The 18,111-nt window shown below is 61.0% G+C and carries 16 protein-coding genes; 9 read left to right on the forward strand and 7 right to left on the reverse strand.

Going from position 1 to position 18,111, the window contains the following annotated elements; genetic code table 11:
* The first annotated feature begins 12 nt into the window (after positions 1–12).
* Positions 13–1,416 (forward strand): glutamate--tRNA ligase, encoded by a 1,404-nt coding sequence (gltX, locus tag ACFSM5_RS17350; RefSeq protein WP_379877786.1) that lies wholly within the window; start codon positions 13–15, stop codon positions 1,414–1,416.
* Here the strand turns inward: gltX and ACFSM5_RS17355 are convergent.
* A complete protein-coding gene (locus ACFSM5_RS17355) occupies positions 1,413–2,591 on the reverse strand; it encodes a DUF1501 domain-containing protein (protein ID WP_379877787.1) in 1,179 nt (392 codons plus the stop codon). The two genes, gltX and ACFSM5_RS17355, sit on opposite strands and share 4 nt — an antisense overlap.
* Positions 2,592–2,593: 2 nt before the next feature.
* Entirely contained in the window at positions 2,594–4,024 is a 1,431-nt protein-coding gene (locus tag ACFSM5_RS17360; RefSeq protein ID WP_379877788.1) for a DUF1800 domain-containing protein, read from the reverse strand.
* A gap of 277 nt (positions 4,025–4,301) precedes the next feature.
* Between ACFSM5_RS17360 and ACFSM5_RS17365 the strand changes: the two genes are divergently transcribed.
* From ACFSM5_RS17365 to ACFSM5_RS17400, 8 genes are all read left to right on the forward strand, one after another.
* A complete protein-coding gene (locus tag ACFSM5_RS17365) occupies positions 4,302–5,306 on the forward strand; it encodes an aspartate-semialdehyde dehydrogenase (RefSeq protein WP_379877789.1) in 1,005 nt (334 codons plus the stop codon).
* Positions 5,307–5,458: 152 nt separating this feature from the next.
* Positions 5,459–6,724 (forward strand): hypothetical protein, encoded by a 1,266-nt coding sequence (locus ACFSM5_RS17370; RefSeq protein ID WP_379877790.1) that lies wholly within the window; start codon positions 5,459–5,461, stop codon positions 6,722–6,724.
* Between the two features lie 178 nt (positions 6,725–6,902).
* Entirely contained in the window at positions 6,903–7,715 is an 813-nt protein-coding gene (locus tag ACFSM5_RS17375) for an ABC transporter ATP-binding protein (RefSeq protein WP_379877791.1), read from the forward strand.
* A gap of 124 nt (positions 7,716–7,839) precedes the next feature.
* Positions 7,840–8,589 (forward strand): transporter substrate-binding domain-containing protein, encoded by a 750-nt coding sequence (locus tag ACFSM5_RS17380; RefSeq protein ID WP_379877792.1) that lies wholly within the window; start codon positions 7,840–7,842, stop codon positions 8,587–8,589.
* 78 nt (positions 8,590–8,667) lie between these two features.
* Positions 8,668–9,342, forward strand: coding sequence for an ABC transporter permease (locus tag ACFSM5_RS17385; protein WP_379877793.1), 675 nt, complete (start codon positions 8,668–8,670; stop codon positions 9,340–9,342).
* Positions 9,342–10,031, forward strand: coding sequence for an ABC transporter permease (locus tag ACFSM5_RS17390; protein WP_379877794.1), 690 nt, complete (start codon positions 9,342–9,344; stop codon positions 10,029–10,031). Before ACFSM5_RS17385 ends, ACFSM5_RS17390 begins: the two co-directional genes overlap by 1 nt.
* Positions 10,032–10,035: 4 nt before the next feature.
* Positions 10,036–10,467: a GNAT family N-acetyltransferase gene (locus ACFSM5_RS17395; protein ID WP_379877795.1), complete on the forward strand. Its 432-nt coding sequence runs from the start codon at positions 10,036–10,038 to the stop codon at positions 10,465–10,467.
* A 119-nt stretch (positions 10,468–10,586) separates the two neighbouring features.
* A complete protein-coding gene (locus ACFSM5_RS17400) occupies positions 10,587–10,721 on the forward strand; it encodes a hypothetical protein (protein WP_379877796.1) in 135 nt (44 codons plus the stop codon).
* 31 nt (positions 10,722–10,752) lie between these two features.
* On the opposite strand, the gene ACFSM5_RS17405 is transcribed toward ACFSM5_RS17400, so the two are convergent.
* The 5 genes from ACFSM5_RS17405 to ACFSM5_RS17425 all read right to left on the reverse strand — a co-directional run bounded on the left by ACFSM5_RS17405 (position 10,753) and on the right by ACFSM5_RS17425 (position 18,081).
* Positions 10,753–11,169 (reverse strand): hypothetical protein, encoded by a 417-nt coding sequence (locus ACFSM5_RS17405; RefSeq protein WP_379877797.1) that lies wholly within the window; start codon positions 11,167–11,169, stop codon positions 10,753–10,755.
* Positions 11,170–11,578: 409 nt separating this feature from the next.
* Positions 11,579–12,712: a M14 family metallopeptidase gene (locus tag ACFSM5_RS17410; RefSeq protein WP_379877798.1), complete on the reverse strand. Its 1,134-nt coding sequence runs from the start codon at positions 12,710–12,712 to the stop codon at positions 11,579–11,581.
* A gap of 8 nt (positions 12,713–12,720) precedes the next feature.
* Entirely contained in the window at positions 12,721–13,782 is a 1,062-nt protein-coding gene (locus ACFSM5_RS17415; protein ID WP_379877799.1) for a quinone-dependent dihydroorotate dehydrogenase, read from the reverse strand.
* Between the two features lie 49 nt (positions 13,783–13,831).
* Entirely contained in the window at positions 13,832–16,906 is a 3,075-nt protein-coding gene (locus tag ACFSM5_RS17420) for an efflux RND transporter permease subunit (protein WP_379877800.1), read from the reverse strand.
* Entirely contained in the window at positions 16,903–18,081 is a 1,179-nt protein-coding gene (locus ACFSM5_RS17425; RefSeq protein WP_379877801.1) for an efflux RND transporter periplasmic adaptor subunit, read from the reverse strand. Before ACFSM5_RS17425 ends, ACFSM5_RS17420 begins: the two co-directional genes overlap by 4 nt.
* Positions 18,082–18,111: the final 30 nt, after the last annotated feature.

An 18,111-nucleotide genomic window follows, 5' to 3' on the forward strand; every position in this document is an offset into this window, starting at 1 on the left:
AGAAGCGAAGCCATGAGCACCGTAACCCGCTTCGCCCCTTCGCCCACCGGCCTGCTGCATATCGGCGGCGCCCGCACCGCTCTTTTCAATTGGCTTTTCGCCAAGAAGCACGGCGGCAAGTTTATCCTGCGCATTGATGATACCGACCGCGAACGGTCGACCGAAGAGGCGACGGCTGCGATCCTGTCGGGGCTGCAGTGGCTGGGCATCAGATGGGACGACGGCCCCTTCTACCAGCATCAGCTTCTGGCCCGGCATATGGCGGTGGCGCAGGAGATGCTGGCCAAGGGGCTGGCCTATAAATGCTTTGCCACCCAGGACGATCTGACGGCGATGCGGGCCGCTGCTGTCGCGGCCAATCGGCCGCCGCGGTACGACGGGCGCTGGCGCGATCGGCCCGAGAGCGATGCTCCGGCGGGAGCGCCCTACGTTATCCGTCTGAAGGCTCCGCAGAATGGCGAGACGGTGATCGAGGATATGATCCTGGGTTCCGTGACCTTCCGGAATGCCGAACTGGATGATTTCATTCTGCTGCGCGCCGATGGCTCGCCGACCTATATGCTCTCGACCGTGGTCGACGATCATGATCTGGGCGTCACCCATGTGATCCGTGGTAACGAGCATCTGCCCAATGCCGCGCGTCAGCTGCAGTTGATCCGCGCCTTGGGTTGGGCCGAGCCGACCTATGCTCATATCCCCCTGATCCATGGTGTCGATGGCACCAAGCTGTCCAAGCGCCATGGCGCGGTGGGCGTCGAGTATTATCGCGACATGGGCTTCCTGCCGGATGCCATGTGCGACTATCTCATGCGCCTGGGCTGGGCGCCGGGGGCTGAGCATCCCCATCTGACCAAGGATCAGGCGGCGCCGCTGTTCGACCTCAGTCATGTCAGCAAAGGGCCGGCCCGCTTCGATCTCGATGCGCTGACGTCGGCGAATTTCCATTTCATCAAGGAAGCCGAGCCCGCCTATCTGGCCGATGTCGCGCGCCCCTTCTTCGAAAAAGAGCTGAGCCGCTCTTTAAGCGATGCCGAGCGCGACCTGCTGGTGAAGGCCCTGCCGGGCTTGAAGGAGCGCGCCAAGACCCTGCCGCATCTGGCCGAAAGCGGCGCCTTCTACTTCCGCAGCCGTCCCATTCCTATGGAAGAAGCCGCTCAGGCGCTGCTCGATATCGATGCCAAGGAACGTCTGAGGCTGGTGCGTGCGAAACTCGGCGAGCTTGCCGACTGGAGCCATGATCCGATTGCCGCCGCCATCAAGGCGGCGGTGGGTGAGTTGGGTGTCAAGTTCCCGGCCGTGGGGCTTCCGCTACGGGCAGCCCTGACCGGGCGTACCAACTCCCCCGGTGTTGCCGATGTCCTTGACCTTCTGGGCCGGGACGAGGCACTGGCCAGGCTGGACGAGGCGCTGTCCTAAGCCCTTAGAAAATCCACCGTGTCATAGGTTCCGGCCAGAATACCGTCGGGCTTTAGCCCCCACCATTTCTGCAGCACGGTCGTATAGATCTGCCGGAAGTCTCCGCTCGGCACCATGTCGGCATTGGCGAGGACGTCAAGCGACGGCTGCTTGAACTGGAAGCCGCCCTTGACGCGTCCCCCTAAGGCGAAGTGGGGGGCGGCGGTGCCGTGGTCGGTGCCGAGGCTGGCGTTTTCGACCGGACGGCGACCGAACTCCGAGTAGGTCACCAGTAGGATATCGTCCCATTTCGACAGCGCCTTGGCGCCGTCACGAAAGGCAGCGATGCCTTCGGCCAGCTCCCGGAGCAGCTTTTCCTGGGGATTGCGCTGGTTGATATGGGTGTCGAAGGATCCTTGCGAGATCTTGATCACCGGCACATCGACGCCTGCTGCGATCAGGCGCAGGGCGTCGCGCATCTGTTTGCCGAAGGTATGGGTCGGGAAGGTGCCGAGCGCGCTGTCCGGTACGGTGTCGAGGCGGGCGATCAGTTCCTGTCCGGCCACCTTGACCGTCGATTGCAGGGCGGCGATCTGCTGCACCAGGATATTCTTGGGCGCGCCTTCCATCATATGGTCAGCGTCTATGTCGGCGCTAAGACGCTTCAGGCGTGCGGGATCATTCAACGAAACGGCCTTGATATCGAAGCTTTCGACAGGTCCCGCATGCATGCGGCCCAACAGAACGGCATCGGCAGAACGAGGCTTGCCCCCTGCTTTCGTGAGGGCCTTGGCCACCCAGCCCTCGGACGCCAGGCGTTCACTGTCGAGGGCCGTGTCCCAGATCTGGATACCCCGGAAGTGCGAGCGGTCGGAGTTCGGGTAGCCGACACCGAGGAATATCGCCAGTTCCTTGGCATCCCAGTCGGTCATTAGCGGTTTCAAGGCCGGGTGCAGCCCCAACTGCTCGTCGATGCGGATAACCTCGTCGGGGGCAAAACCGATCTTGGGCCGCATCTTGGCGTAGAGCGGATCGGCATAGGGAATGACGGTGTTGAGCCCGTCGTTGCCGCCCTGCAGTTCGATCAGGATCAAGGTGGGCAGGCGCTTCACCTCGCCCGCGATCAGGGCACCGGTGGGCATCAAGCCGGTGAAGGCAGCGGCAGCGCCGTAGCGCAGAATATCGCGGCGGTTCATCATTATTTCACCTCATAGGCCGGATCGAGCATGGCTTGCAGCACGCGGTCGCCTGGACCGACGCCATCGAAAGGCTGCGTCGGCGGTGCTGCCAGCAGCGTCTTTTGCAGGCGGGCCTGATCGGCGCGGCCCGGATCATCTTCGAGATAGCGTGACAGACCGCGGTATCCTGCCGTCACCGGAACATTGCGCGGATAGGGATAGGAAAAATCACCCTTGGCGAGGCGGACCAGGGCATCGCGGCGGGCCAGCAAGGTGTCGGATGTCAGCCAGCCCATGCCCTGCGGCCACCCTTTGACGGTCGGTGGGTTAAGCAACTCATGCCCCATCTGCCGGGTCATATTGACGACCTGAAGCGGCTTGTCGACGGGGATGTCCAGCCCGCGCGCCGCGCCGACCATCAGGTCGACCGGCGACTTCACCAGCGTGCCGCGGTTGGTTTCGCTCCAGAAGGCGCCAGATTGGAACATAGCGCTCAGGAGCGGCGCGATTTCCCAATTGCCGTCGCGAAATAGGGTGGCAAGTCGCTCCACTTCCTTTTCATCGGGAGTGGGGGAAATGAATTCGACCCAGAGCTTGCGGACGATGAAAGGGGCCGTGGCGGGATGGGCCAGGACGGCATCGATGACGCCGTCCATGTCCTGCACGGTCTTGCCCAGCACCTGCTTGTCGCCGGGAACGGCCTCCTTGGCCTGGAAGGAGACAGTCTGGGTGTCGCGGTTGACGCGCCAGCCGACCATGGCCTTGGCCGCTTCCTTGATGTCATCCTCGGTATAATTGCCGGTGCCCAGGGTGAAGAGTTCGAACAGTTCGCGGGCGAAATTCTCGTTGGGCTGCTCTTTCTTCGAGCTGGCGCCATTCAGATAGCGCAACATGGCGGGGTCGCGCGAAACGGCGCGCAGCAGGCTCGCAAAATTGCCGGTCGCGTTCTGGCGCAACAGTTGGATCTGCTGCCACATCACTTCCGGCAGCCTCGCCTCGCCGGCGGTGCTGGTGAAATGCCCATGCCAGAACAGCGCCATGCGTTCGCGCAACGGCACTTCGCTGGCGATCATCTCCGACAGCCACCAGGCGCGGATCTGCTGGTTTTCCTGATAGCGCTGCTTTTTGAAGGCCTCCACCTGGGTTTCGTCCAGCCCGCGTTTGCGTGGATTATCGTACTCTTCGAGAGTGGGGCGGATCGATTTCAGGAAGGCGGGATAGGGAAGCGTCGCTTCCGGGGCGAGGTTTATGGTTTCGATCACGCGCTCGGTCGCGCCCTTGCGATCTATTTTCGCAAAGGTTTCGAGGTCACGGGGCGTCGCCGCAAAGCTGGTGCGGGCCATGAAATGGCGGGTTTCTTCGGGTGATAAGGCGAATGCGCCAACTGGCGTCAGGCCGGTCAGGACAGTGCCTAGTGCGATTCCGAATGATATCAGGGCCTCAAGTTTCATGGCGCGCTCTCCCATGCAACGGTTCAGGGGAGGTGGTTTGGCGGTGGGCCTATGAAACATCCCCGACCAGAGGCTGTATTACGGATTATTAATCTGGCGCCGGTTCTTAGGTGACGAGTGGGATCTTTCGAAGCGAGCAAGAATCTTTCGGGTAATAGAATTATCCGCAATAGGGGCATTACGTTTTCGCATTTGCTGGTTTGCCGTCTTTTTGGCAACCATGGCGTCCCCCTTCGCATAGGGCGGTGGGGGTTATGTCTGAAGGGACTCTTATACTATGGCCAAGGCCGTTGGGATTGTTGGCGCGACGGGAGCCGTCGGCGCCGAACTCATCCAGGTGCTGGCCGATCTGAAATTTCCGGTCGGCTCGCTCCATCTGTTCGCTTCCGAGCGTTCGGCGGGCAAAACCGTGACTACCCCCTTCGGCATAAAAACGATCGAGACTTTTAGCGTCGAAGCCGCTTCGAAGATGGACATCGTTCTCCTCGCGGTTTCGGGTGAATTCGCCAAGCAGTATGCCCCGCTGCTGGCCGAGAAGACGATTGTCATCGACAATTCGTCGGCCTTCCGCCTGGACGAGAATGTCCCGCTGGTGATCCCGGAGATCAACGGCGAGGCGGTTAAGGAGCTGCGTCGCAACCATCAGCTGGTCGCCAATCCGAACTGCACGACGGCGATTGCCGCCATGGCGCTTTGGCCGCTCCATAAGGAGTTCGGACTGAAGAAGGTCATCGTCTCCTCCTATCAGGCGACGAGCGGCGCCGGTATCGAAGGCATGAACGAGCTGCTGGAAGAAACCGGCCGCGTGCTGGGCGGCGAGGAAGCCGGTCACAAGGTGTTCGCCCACCCGATCGCCTTCAACGTCATCCCGCACATCGATAGCTTCCAGGAAAACGGCTACACCAAGGAAGAGATGAAAGTGACCTGGGAGACCCGGAAGATCTTCGGTGCCCCGGATATCGCCATCTCCTGCACGGCGGTGCGTGTGCCGACCCTGCGTGTGCATGCCGAAGCCATCACGATTGAAACCGAAAAGCCGGTCAATCCGGGTGCGGCTCGTATCGTGCTGAAGGATGCACCGGGGGTCGATCTGGTCGACAATCCGGAGGCCAAGCAGTATCCGATGCCGGTCAATGCCACGAAGAAGCACAATATCGAAGTGGGCCGCATCCGTCAGAGCATTGTCTTTGGCGACCATGGTCTCGATATCTTCGTAGCGGGCGATCAGCTTCTGAAAGGTGCGGCGCTTAACGCTGTACAGATCGCGCAGCTTTTTATCTGAGCTACCTAAAGTAGAAAGCGGCCCTTCCTTGCGGATGGGCCGCTTTTCTTTTGCCCGCGTAATACCTTCTGTCATGTGGTTGTTATTGACAATTTGCTGTCCGAGGGCTGAGTCTTAAGCGCCTTTTTTACTCCCCGCCGGAGACTTCTGACATGACTCAGCACCCCCAGGGTCGCGCCCGCCGCAACGCCGTTGTTGGTCTGACGCCGGAAGTAAGGGCCATTCGGCAGGAGATTGCAGACGCCGAAACCGTCCAGGCGCTTGCCTATATGCAGAGCATGGTCGATAGCCGCGTCATTGACGTGCTGAACGAGATCAAGCGCGTGCAGGTCAAGGGCTTCGGTACGGCCTTCGATATCGCCTCTGGTGTCAAGGAACTGGGATCGTCTCTGAAGGACGTCCATGGCGGCATCAAGGAAGCGGGAAAGATCCTTTCTGGCCTTAAAGAGGTTGGCGGCGACGACTTCATCAAGGTGCTGGGCAACAACCTGGCAGGCGGCAAGATCATCGAGGCCGTCCAGCACGTCTTCAAGGATTTCCCCGACAATATCGTGGTCGAGATCCTGAAACATATCGGTGCAGAGGCGCTGGCGGAATTCACGGAAGCGGTCACCCCGTTCGTCGGACCGATCATGAAATTGGGTACGGGCGTCGTCGGCTTTGTCGAGGCGGGGTATCTCGCTTACCAGGGCCATAAGATGTCGGAAAACATGGTGCTGATCCGTGCTGGCGATGTGTCTGCCGCTTGCAACGCTGTCCTCAAGCTCTGGGACGATTCGGTTGCCGACAAAGCGCTGACGGCAACGTTGGACACGGTGCAGGGGATTGTCGGCATTGGGCTTGCGGCGGGTGATGCCGCTGGTGGCTCCGGTGCGCTCTCGGCCATCGGTGGACCCGTGATGGCCGCCTGTCGCGCGCTTTATGCGTTCGGCGCACTGCTGAAGGAGCTTTTTGATGCCTTCATGGAATGCCGGGCCGTCAATGCGCTGATCGCCAAGGGCAAGATCACCGCTTCGGAAATGTTCAAGGAATCGCCTGCGCTCGGCGCCTGGGTCGTGACCCTGCTCGAAAGCTCCACCCTGGCCGCCTTTATGCTGAAGGACGTGCGGGCCAACCCGCATTTCATGTCCGACTTCGAGAAGCGCTATGCCAAGCCGGTCTCAAAAATGAAGCAGGCTGCCTTCAAGATGATCGCAGGTAGCCGCATCGAACCTGTGATCAAGCCGGGCAGCTTCGTTGGCAAATATGAAGTGCAGGGTAGCCTCAAGACCAAGCTGGCGGCCTATGTGAAAAGCGGCCCGAGCAAGATCAAGTTCAAGGCCCGCCGGAAGCTGCTGGAAGTGCAGAACGTCGGCTATACGGTCGGCGGTGGCATCCAGAACGGCGCCCGCAAGCTCTGGCAGAAAATAACCGGCTAGTCGCTGGGCGCATTAAAAGCTGTTCGGCCGTGCAGGTGGCGCAGATTTTGCGTGATATTTACCTGCGCGCAGCGATAAATTTTCTTGAGCGAAACTGACATAAAAACCGTTTCGCTGATAACCATCGCTGGGCTAAAGAATAGTGATATTCACTAAAAGCATGGATGAGGTGCGGTTCGTGCAAAGCGGAATTGAGGCGGTCGGCGCGGTGCGTGGCCGGGATACGACTCCGGCTCTGGTCGTCGATAACCTGCATAAGCGCTTCGGCGAGCTAGAGGTCCTCAAGGGGGTTTCGCTCACGGCCTATGACCATGATGTGATCGCGATTCTCGGGTCATCGGGGTCGGGCAAGAGCACGCTGCTCCGTTGCATCAATCTTCTGGAAGTGCCGGACTCCGGCAAGGTCACCGTCAAGGGCGAGCTGATCGGCATGCGCGAGCGTCGCGGCACCCTGGAGCCGACCGACCGTAAGCAGGTGGAGCGTATCCGCCGCAGCCTGTCGATGGTGTTCCAGCAGTTCAATCTCTGGGCCCATATGACGGTGCTGGAGAATGTGATCGAAGCGCCGATCCATGTGCTCGGTATCCCGCGCGCCGAAGCGATCGAGCGGGCCGAGGCCATGCTGAACAAGGTGGGTGTCGCTGCCAAGCGCAATGCCTACCCGGCTGAACTGTCGGGCGGTCAGCAGCAGCGCGTGGCGATTGCCCGGGCGCTGGCGATGGAGCCGACGGCGCTGCTGTTCGACGAACCTACCTCTGCGCTCGATCCTGAGCTGGTCGGGGAAGTGCTGAAGGTGATGCGTGTGCTGGCCGATGAAGGCCGGACCATGCTGGTGGTCACCCATGAAATTGGTTTTGCCCGGGAGGTGTCGGATCGCGTGATCTTCCTGCACCAGGGCAAGATCGAGGAAGAAGGGACGCCCGAGGAAGTCCTGGGCAACCCGAAGTCCGAGCGTTGCCGACAGTTCCTGTCGAGCTCGCTGAAAGGCTGAACCGCAAATCCCGAGCGGATGAAAATCCGCGACGACGCATTTGCATAATTAAGGGGAAGGGGCGTCAGCCTCGTAACCCAAAACTGCCGGAACTCCGGCTTGACGTAACTGGGAGTGCTCTGCTGTGAAAAAATTGATCCTGGCCGCTGCTGCTGCGGTGATGCTGTCGTCGGGGGGCGCGATGGCGCAGGGCGTGGTGAAGCTCGGCACCGAGGGTGCCTACCCGCCGTTCAACTTCTATAACGAAAAGAAGGAACTCGTCGGCTTCGATATCGAAATCGGCGATGCCCTCTGCGCTGAAATGAAGCGCAAGTGCGAATGGGTTGCCAACGAATGGGACACCATCATTCCGGCCCTGAACGCGAAGAAGTTCGACGCGATCATCGCCCAGATGTCGATCCGTCCGGACCGCGCCGAGAAGGTCGACTTCACGAAGCCCTACAGCTCGACCCCGTCGAAGATCATTCAGCCCAAGGGTAAGGGCCTGAAGAACACGGCCGAAAGCCTGAAGGGCAAGAAGGTCGGCGTGCAGCGTGAAACCATCCAGGAAGCCTGGCTGAAGCAGCACTACACCGGCGTCATCGAAATCGTCGCCTATGGCACCCAGGACGAAGCCAACGTCGACCTCGGCGCACGTACCGATGCCGTCATGGCCGATGGTCCGGTGATCGACGACTTCACCTCGAAGGAAAAGGACAAGTACGAGCTGGTCGGCGAGCCGATTAAGATGGACAGCCCCGGCGCCGCGATCGCGATCCGCAAGGGTGAGGCCGCTCTGCTCGGTGAATTCAACACCGCGCTGGCCGCTATCATCGCCAACGGCACCTACGACAAGATCTCGAAGAAGTATTTCGACTACAGCGTGAAGCCGTAATCGAAATTGGATACGCCCCTCTCCCAATTCTTGGGGGAGGGGCTTTCTTTCTGCTGATGTTCCTACCTGCCCGGTGCCATGGATAATATCCTGAAATATACGCCGCTGCTGCTAGACGGCCTCTGGATGACCGTGCGTGTCGGCCTGTCGGCGCTGGCGCTCGGGATCGTTTTTGGGCTGATCGGTGCCGCCGGTAAACTCACCAAAAGCCGCTTCGTGCCGACGGTTACCCATGGCGTGACGAACGTGTTCCGCGGTGTGCCGGAACTGGTGATCATCTACATTATCTATTACGACCTGCCGAAGTTGTTGTCCTGGCTGACGGGAGGTTCGGTCAATCTCAATCCCTATGGCGCCGGTACGATCGCGCTGGCGCTGGTGTTCGGCGCCTATGCATCGGAGACCTTCCGGGGCGCCTTTCTGGCGGTGCCCGCAGGGCAACTTGAAGCGGCGCGCGCCTTTGGCATGACGCGCCTTCAGGTATTCCGCCGTGTCCATCTGCCCCAGATGTGGCGCTTTGCGCTGCCTGGCCTCTCCAACCTCTGGGTCGTCTTGATCAAGGATAGCTCGCTCGTCTCGCTGATCGGGCTTGAGGAACTGATGCGGGCATCGGTGATCGCCCAGCGCGGCACGCGCGAGCCCTTTACCTTCTATTCGCTGGCGGGCCTCATTTATATCGGGCTGACGGTGGTTTCGACCGGCATCGGTCATCTGCTTGAGAAACGCGCGCAGCGCGGGGTGCGGGTGGCGTAATGCAGATGGTCAATATCATCGCGACCTTCGGCTGGGACCTTCTGAAAGGCCTGTGGCTCACCGTCCAGTTGGTGGTGATCGCCGCCATCTTCGGCTTTGTGCTCGCAGTTCCCATCGGGGTTGCGCGGCTGTCGAAGAATCCGCTGATCGCCGTTCCGGCCTATATTTACACCCTGGTTTTCCGGGGCTCGCCACTGTTCGTGCAGATCTTCCTGATCTACTACGGGCTGGGGCAGTTCACCTGGATGCGGGAGAGCTTCCTCTGGACGCTGTTCCGGGAAGCCTATTTCTGCGCGCTCTTTGCTTTCAGCCTGAATACGGCGGGCTATATGGCCGAACTGATCCGGGGCGGTATCAAAGCTGTTCCCCACGGGGAACGCGAAGCCGCTGTCGCCAGTGGTATGTCGCCCATGGTGATGTACAAGCGGATCCTGATCCCGCGCGCCATCCGGCTTTCGCTGCCTGCCCTGTCGAACGAAGTGATCCTGCTGATGAAGTCCACCGTGTTGGCCTCCGCCATCACGATGCTGGACCTCATGGGGACGGCGAAGAACATCTACACCCGCACCTATGACACCACGCCGCTGTATCTGGTCGCCGTCATCTACCTGGTGCTGGTCTGGATCATCGGCATGGTCTTCAAACGGCTAGAAAAGCGCTACAACAAGTTCCAGTACGTGCGGCTCTAGGCCCATGGCGATCCGCTTCGCGACCGAGGCGGATCTGCCTGCTCTGCTGGCTCTCTGTGCCGAACTGCATCCTGAAGAGGCGCCGCTGTCCTTGACTGAGGCTGGGGAGCGGCTGCGTCAGCTTCTCCGCTATCCCGGAAGCGGCATCCTGCTGGCCGACGGCGGCGTTGCCACCTGCACGCTGGTGGTGATTCCCAATCTGACGCGCGGCGGAGCGCCCTATGCGCTGATCGAGAATGTTGTGACCTTGACCGCTCATCGCAAGCACGGACATGGCCGCGCCATCCTGCAGGCTGCTATCGCAAAGGCCTGGGAGGCGGGTTGCTACAAGGTCATGCTGCTGACCGGATCAAAAAACCCCGCGACCCTCGATTTCTACAAGGGCGCGGGGTTCGAACAGTCCAAGACCGGATTTCAGATCCGGGAGGCCGATTGATATCTCCCTAAAAATTATACTCATGATTGATTTATATTCTATCAAAACACCTTAAAGTTGATTTGGCGGTATTTGGGTAGTATTTTTGGTTTTGGGGGGCTTTCTAGGAGGCTCAAAACATGACAAAACCCGTTACAGGTTCTGCCGCTCAAATGCTGCAGACGCTGGTGAAAAATATTACTATCGCAGCCGCCGCTGCTGGTAAGGAACAGACGGTAAAATCTTCAGGAAAAAAACGCTTCAGCCGCGAATAAATCTTCGCCAATCAGCTTCGGACCAGCTCTATCAGTCATAATTTCCAAAGCCGCCCAAGAGGCCGCTGCTATCGAAAAAGAGAAAAAAGCAGCAGCTACGAAAGCTGCCGCCGCGAAGGCTGCTGCCGCTGCCAAAGCGGCGGTTGTGGCGAAAAATAATGCGAAGTTTATGGCGGCAGGGGATTTTCAACCTGGCGGAAACTATGTTCATGGCAATGCTCAAGATGGGCAGACGAGTGGTACTAAAGGCCAAGGTCATAGTATCGAGGGAGTCGGGCCGGGGAGCATTGAAGCCTGCAATAATGGCGTTTGTGCGAACATGGACCTCGGGCCTGGAGAGGTTGGACGCTGCGATGCTCCTGCGAATGGCGAGCCTAGCTGCGAAAAAGATGGAACTGGCGATGGCGTATAACCTGAAGCCAACCTCAAAGCTGATAAAGTCAGGCACGGTCCTTTTCTGCTTCCTCTCTCTCACGGCTTGTCAGAATGAGCCGACGCCTTTCCGTACGCCATCGGGATGGTTGGTGCCGCTGGAATGGAGCAATCGTCCGCCGGGGACCGGGCCGGGTGTGTATTTGAAAATTGACCCGGCCGAGATGCCCGCGCTGAAAGATTGTTCTGATGGAGAGATCTCGTTCTTCTTGCGTGACGGATCGTTGATCGGTCGGGCCTTACCCTCACTAGAGGCGCAAGACAAAACCGGAAGATATCATGCGGTTGTGGGCGGGGCAGGGAACCCGGACCGGACAGTATTTCATTACGCGGGTAAAGAGTGCTCATGGTCCGTCGAGTTCAAGGTCGGGCCTTACAAGCCTTAACGTCGAAGAATGGAAAAGGGCGCCTCTCGGCGCCCTTTTTTACTTCACCAGATCGCTGGCCAGGGCCGCGACGAAGTCGTAGCCGAGACGGCGGCACTTGTCCGGCGACCAGCCTTCGGTCGGGTCGGGCAGGTTGGCGTTGTCCTTGAAGGGCATTTCGACCGTCATGGCCAGGGCGCCGAGGTTGACCGTCGCCCAGGGGCTGAGCTTCTTTACCGCCGCATGATCCGGGCGCGAGGGCGGATAGTTATATTCGGTCTGGAAATCGCGGTTGAGGCCGAGCAGCGCCTTGTCGAAGCGCTGACGGCGGTCATGCTGCTCGTTCGTCATGCCGGGGACATCGCCGGGATTGACGATGAAGACATAGGGCAGAGCTTCGTCGCCATGAAGATCCATGACGACGGAAGCGCCGGTACGCTTCATCTCTTCCCGCACGCACAGAACTTCCGGGCTGCGCTCCTGCGTAGCGGCCTCCCATTCGCGGTTGAGATTGGCGCCGACGGCGTTGGTGCGCAGGTTACCTGCGCGGGTGCCGTCCGGATTGATGTCGGCAACCACATGGAACTCCGCCACGCCCAGCAGGGCGCGCGAGACGGGATCGGCGGCATTCAGCAGACGTCCCAGGAAGCCTTGCAGCACGAAGCCACCCTGGCTTTCGCCTGGATGCTGGCGCGCGGTGAACCAGACCGGGGTCTTCTTTGCGCTGCCTTCCCGCACCAGCAGACGCTGGATCGGCTGGCCCTGGATCGAGTGGCCGAGCACATCAAGGCTGGCGCGCGGGTCCTGCAGCGCCTTGCCCAGCATCCGCTGAGTATCCTCGCCGGTGAAGGGGGCGAAATAGGCAAACTCCGTCACGCCCGAAACTGGGGTGTAGGAGATGGTCATCACCGACCCGTCATAGCTGGTCTCGGTCCGCTGCCAGGTGATGCCGCCATCGGGCGACACGCAGGCGCGATAATCTTCCCAACCACCCGGATAGGCGCTCTTGCCTGCGTTGACGATCTTCAGGGTCAGTGCGACGCCGGGGGTCGAATAGAGCCGGAAGTGGAACCATTGGGCGATATCGGGGGCGGCGGTGTCGGGGCGCAGGGCCAGCGTCACATTACGCGGGTCCTTGGCCTCGATGACCGTGATGGCGCCGCCGTAGAAGTTGGTGTCGATGACGAGAGACATAGGACTTCCTACCGATGATCTGCGCCGATGGCTTCGGCGACATTCTGAAAACCATCCCGCCGCAGCATATCGGCGAGATCGAGCTTGAGCCGGGTCACCATAGCCGGACCCTGGAAGACAAGCGCAGTGTAAAGTTGCACGACCGAAGCGCCCGCGCGGATCTTGAGATAGGCATCTGCTGCCGAGGAGACCCCGCCGACACCGACCAGCGGTAGCTTGCCGCCCGTCTTGGCGTAGACCTTCGATAGCAAGGCGGTGGAGCGGTTGAAGAGCGGTCGACCGGACATGCCGCCGCGCTCGTCCTTCTGCGCGCCCCGCACGTCTTCGGGGCGGTCGATGGTGGTGTTCGACAGGATCATTGCATCGATGCCGAAACCGGTCAGAACCTCCAGGATCTTGTCCAGTTCCTCTTCTTCAATGTCCGGGGCGATCTTGGCGGCAAGCGCTGGGCGCTTGGGCGCCGACAGATCGCCATACATCGCGCTCAGGCGGTCGAGCAGATCCTGCAGCGGGCCGGGCGACAGGAACATCTTGCCGTTGGCCGTATTCGGGCAGGAGATATCGAGGGTCAGGAAATCGGCATGGGGCGAGAAACGGCGGGCCAGCGTCACGAAATCGTCTGCCGGATCCTCGCTGTCGATATTGGCCGCCAGATTGACACCGACCAGCATGTCGGCGGTACGATGGGCGACGAGACGGCCACGCACGGCTTCCATCCCATCGTTGTTGAAGCCCATGCGGTTGATGACCGCTTCATCCTCGGCCAGACGGAACAGGCGCGGCCGCGGGTTACCGGCCTGGGGGCGGGGGGTGACGCCGCCGATTTCGGTAAAGCCAAAACCCTGGCGGTACATCTTGTGGAAGACACGGGCATTCTTGTCGAAACCAGCAGCAAGGCCGATGGGATTATCGATGCTCTTGCCGAAGATCGTGGTGCGGAGCGCCGCATCCAGCATCAGGGGCTGGGTCGGGACGATACCGAGCTCGAGTGCTCGCAAGGTCCAGAGGTGGGCCTCTTCGGGATCGAGGCGATGCAGGATGGGTCGAAGCGCCGGGAAATAATCGAACAAGCTACAGTCCTTATGAAAACGGCCCCGTCTTTTAGGCGGGGCCGTTTGGTCACTCTGCCGGGGCGTGAACCGGAGGGGCCTCCGGCGCCTTGGCATGAACACCACGTTCCTTGGCCACCAGTGTGTAGATGGCAGGCAGAACGAACAGCGTCAACAGCGTACCGACCGACATGCCGCCGACGATCACCCAACCGATCTGCTGGCGGCTCTCGGCACCGGCCCCGGTCGCGAGAGCCAACGGCACCGCACCCAGCACCATGGCGCCCGTGGTCATCAGGATCGGGCGCAGGCGCAGGGCCGCGCTTTCGATCACAGCTTCTTTCAGCGCCATGCCGCGTTCTTGCAGCTGTTTGGTGAATTCCACGATCAGGATGCCGTGCTTGGTAATGAGCCCGACCAATGTCACAAGCCCGATCTGGCTATAGACGTTCATCGTCCCTCCTGTCATCAGCAGGGCACCCAATGCGCCAGCCATCGCGAGCGGCACCGTCAGGAGAATCGCCAACGGATCGATGAAGCTTTCGAACTGCGCTGCCAGCACCAGCAGAATGAAGGCGATGGCGAGCACAAAAACGAAGTTGCCTGCTTTGGCGCTGGCGACATATTCGCGGCTCGATCCGCCGAAGTCGGTGATCGCATCCGGTTGAACCTCGCGGATGATGCGCGAAATCGCGTCGAGCGCCTGACCTTGCGTGTAGCCGGGGGCCGGTTCGGCTGTGATGTTCACCGCGCGCAGCTTGTTGAAGTGGTTGAGTTCCTTGGGCGCGATGGTTTCCGTCACTTTGACGAGGTTCGAGAGCGGAACCATGTCGCCGGACCGGGCGCGCACATAGATATGGGTCAGGTCGGTCGGGTTGCGGCGCGCGTCCTGCGCCACCTGGACCATGACGTCATATTGTTCGGCATCGCGCTTGAAGCGGGTCACCTGACGGCCACCCAGCATGGTTTCAAGCGTGCGGCCGATGGCCTCGATGTCGACGCCCAGGATACCGGCTTTGTCGCGATCCACCTGCACCGCCAGCTTGGGCTTGGTCAGTTCCAGATCGGAGCGCGGATTGGCGAACATGCCGCTCTGCATCATCTTGCCGATGACCGCCTGGGAAGTCACTGCCAGGGTCTCATAGGCGCCCGAGGTCATGATGACCACGTCGATGGGGCGGTTCAGACCCTGCTGACCCAGGGAGGGGGGCAGGATCGGGAAGGCCAGCAGGCCGGGTACGCCGCCGAACATCTGCGGGCTGATCTGCGGCACGATCTGCGTCACTTTGCGGTCACGCTGCTCCCAATCCTTCATCGAGGCGAAGATCAGAGACTGCGAGACGGTCGGGAAGCCTGCGACCATGAAGACCTTATCGGTCTCCGGCACGTTACGCAGGATGCCTTCGACGCCGCGGGCGTTGCTCTCGGTATAGCCGATGGTCGAGCCTTCGGGGGCCAGCATGAAGCCGATGATGAAGCCGCGGTCTTCTGTCGGGGAAAGTTCCGATTTGATGGTCGTGAACATCAGCCACGTGCACATGCCGACGAACAGACCCAACGCGACCGACACCCAGCGCCCACGGACACTCCAGGTCACGCCCCAGCGATAGGCGCGATCCAAATAATCAAGGAATGCGCCGATGCCATTATAGACGAAGTTGTGCTTGTCCGAATGCTTGAGCAGGCGCGAGCACATCATCGGCGTCAGCGTCAGGGCGATGAAGCCGGAGACGATGACGGCGCCTGCCAGCGTCAGGGCAAACTCGGTGAAAAGCTTACCCGTCAGACCACTGCTGAAAGCCATCGGGGCATAGACGGCGGCCAGAGTTACAGTCATGGCGATGACGGCGAAGGTGATTTCCTTCGAGCCTTTGATCGCCGCCGTGACCGGGTTCATGCCCTCTTCGATATAGCGGTAAATGTTCTCCAGCATCACGATGGCGTCATCGACCACAAGGCCGATGGCCAGCACCAGGGCGAGCAGGGTCAGCGTGTTGATGGTGAAGCCCAACGCCGACATGATCGCGAAGGCGCCGATCAGCGACACCGGAATGGTGATCAGCGGGATCAGCGCGGCGCGGAAGGAGCGCAGGAAGAACAGGATGACCAGCACCACAAGGGCAACCGCCTCGCCGATGGTGCTATAGACAGCATCGATGGACTTCGCGATGAAGATCGAGCTGTCGTAAGCCATCGTGACACTCATGCCCTCGGGCACCTGCGCCTTGATCTCGGGGAAAGCCGCTTCGACCGCCTGGCTGACTTCCAGCGGATTGGCGGTCGATTGCTTGATCACGCCGAGTGCGATCGCCGTATTGCCGTTGAAGCGGGTTACCACACGCTCGTCGCGCGGGCCGATGGCGATCTGAGCAATATCCCCCAGGCGCACCAGATAGCCGCCGCTATCCTTCAGGATGATGCTGGCGAACTGCTCGGGCGTCCGCAGATCGGTTTCCGAGACAACAGTGAATTCACGTGCGCGGCTTTCGATACGGCCTGCCGGGATTTCGACGTTCTGCTTGCGCAAGGATGTTTCGACATCCTGGACGGTCAGGCCGTAGCCGGACAGTTTGGCTGCGTCGACCCAGACGCGCATCGAATAGCGCCGCTCGCCGAAGACCTGAACCTGGGCGACGCCGGGCAGCACCTGCAGGCGATCCTTGACGAGGCGCGAGGCGAAATCGCTGACCTCCATGACCGAATGGCGGTCGGAGGAGAAGGCGAGATAGATGATCGGCTGGGCGTCAGCCTCGACCTTCTGGATGATCGGCTCGTCGATCTCGTCCGGCATCTGGCCGCGCGAACGGCCCACACGGTCGCGCACGTCCGAGGCGGCGTCATCGGCCGAACGGGTCAGGCGAAATGTCAGGGTGATCTGGCTGCGTTCGGCCCGGCTGATCGACTTCATATAGTCGATACCTTCAACGCCGGAGAGATTTTCCTCCAGCGGCTTGGTGACCTGGCTTTCGATGATTTCGGCCGAGGCACCACGATAAGCCGTCTCGACCGTTACCGTCGGGGTGTCGATGTTCGGATATTCACGCAGCGACAGATTTTGATAGGAAACCGCACCGAGCAGCACCACGAGAATGTTCAGGACGGTCGCGAAGACCGGACGGCGGATGCAAAGCTCGGTGATGCTCACGACGGAGCTCCCTCTTTCTTGGGAGCTGCCGCCGGGGCGGCGCCAGGCGGCGCGGTTCCGGGCGGGGGCAGGACGGTCACGGGCGCGCCATTGCCGCCGGTCATGAAGACCTTGGTCTGGCCTTGCGTGATGATCACGCTATCGGCCGTCAGCGGGGTCGGCTTGATCACTTCCACCTGGGAATTGCGCCGGTCGCCCAGCTTCACCGGTACGATCTGGGCTTTACCGTCGACGACGCTCATGACGATGGCGCCCTGCGGGCTCGGGACGACCGCTTCCTCGGGGATCATGATCGTGTCTTTGCGGACGGCCAGATTGATCTGGATGCGGGCAAAAAGCCCCGGCTTCAGCGTGCGTTCGGGGTTCGGCAAGGTCGCACGGACCAGAAGCGAGCGCCCGCCGGGTTCGACCGAGGCATCGATGGCATAGACGGTGCCTGTGAACTTGCGGCCCGGCAGCGCATCAACTTCGACGTCGACCGTCTGGCCGACTGCGATGCGCGACAGCTGGGTTTCAGGAACCCGGAAGTCCATCTTCAGCGGATCGACCTGCTCCAGCGTGATCAGTGCGGAACCGGCATTGACGAAATCGCCCGAGGAGATATTGCGCAGCCCCAGAACCCCATCGAAGGGTGCCACCAGCTTGGAGCGCTGCAGGCGCGCCTCGGCTGTTGCGATGGCGGCTTCGGTGGTGCGCAGTTCGGCCAGTGCTTCGTCACGCGACCGCTGCGTGCCAAAATTGCGGGCAGCAAGTTCGTTGGCGCGGGAGGCGTTGGCACGGGCGAGCGCAAGACCGGCGCGGGCCTGGGCCAGTTCGGCCTCAAGCACGGTGGTGTCCAGTAGGGCGATGACGTCGCCCTTCTTGATCGGCTGACCTTCCTTGGCGCGGAACTCCGACAGTCGCCCGCTGATTTCCGGGGCGATAGTCACGCTTTCATTGGCGCGCAGGCTGCCGGTCGCGGGAATGACGGGGACGAAGTCCAGCAGCGTCACCTTCTCGGCGCGCACGGGAATGCCCATCTGCGGGCCTTTGGGGGCGGCAGGTGCCGCTGCCTGCTGGGGGGCAACGGGTTTGACGCCGACCAGCGGCAGCCAGCGGTCGCGGGTCACATAGCCCGCCCCGGCGACGATGGCGACAACCATCGCTCCCCCAACAAGTTTGGCGCCAGCGCCCATAGTCCCGCTCCTTCGGAGAGTCTGACGGAC

The sequence above is a fragment of the Lacibacterium aquatile genome, from assembly GCF_042683105.1.
Classification (GTDB): domain Bacteria; phylum Pseudomonadota; class Alphaproteobacteria; order Elsterales; family Elsteraceae; genus Lacibacterium; species Lacibacterium aquatile.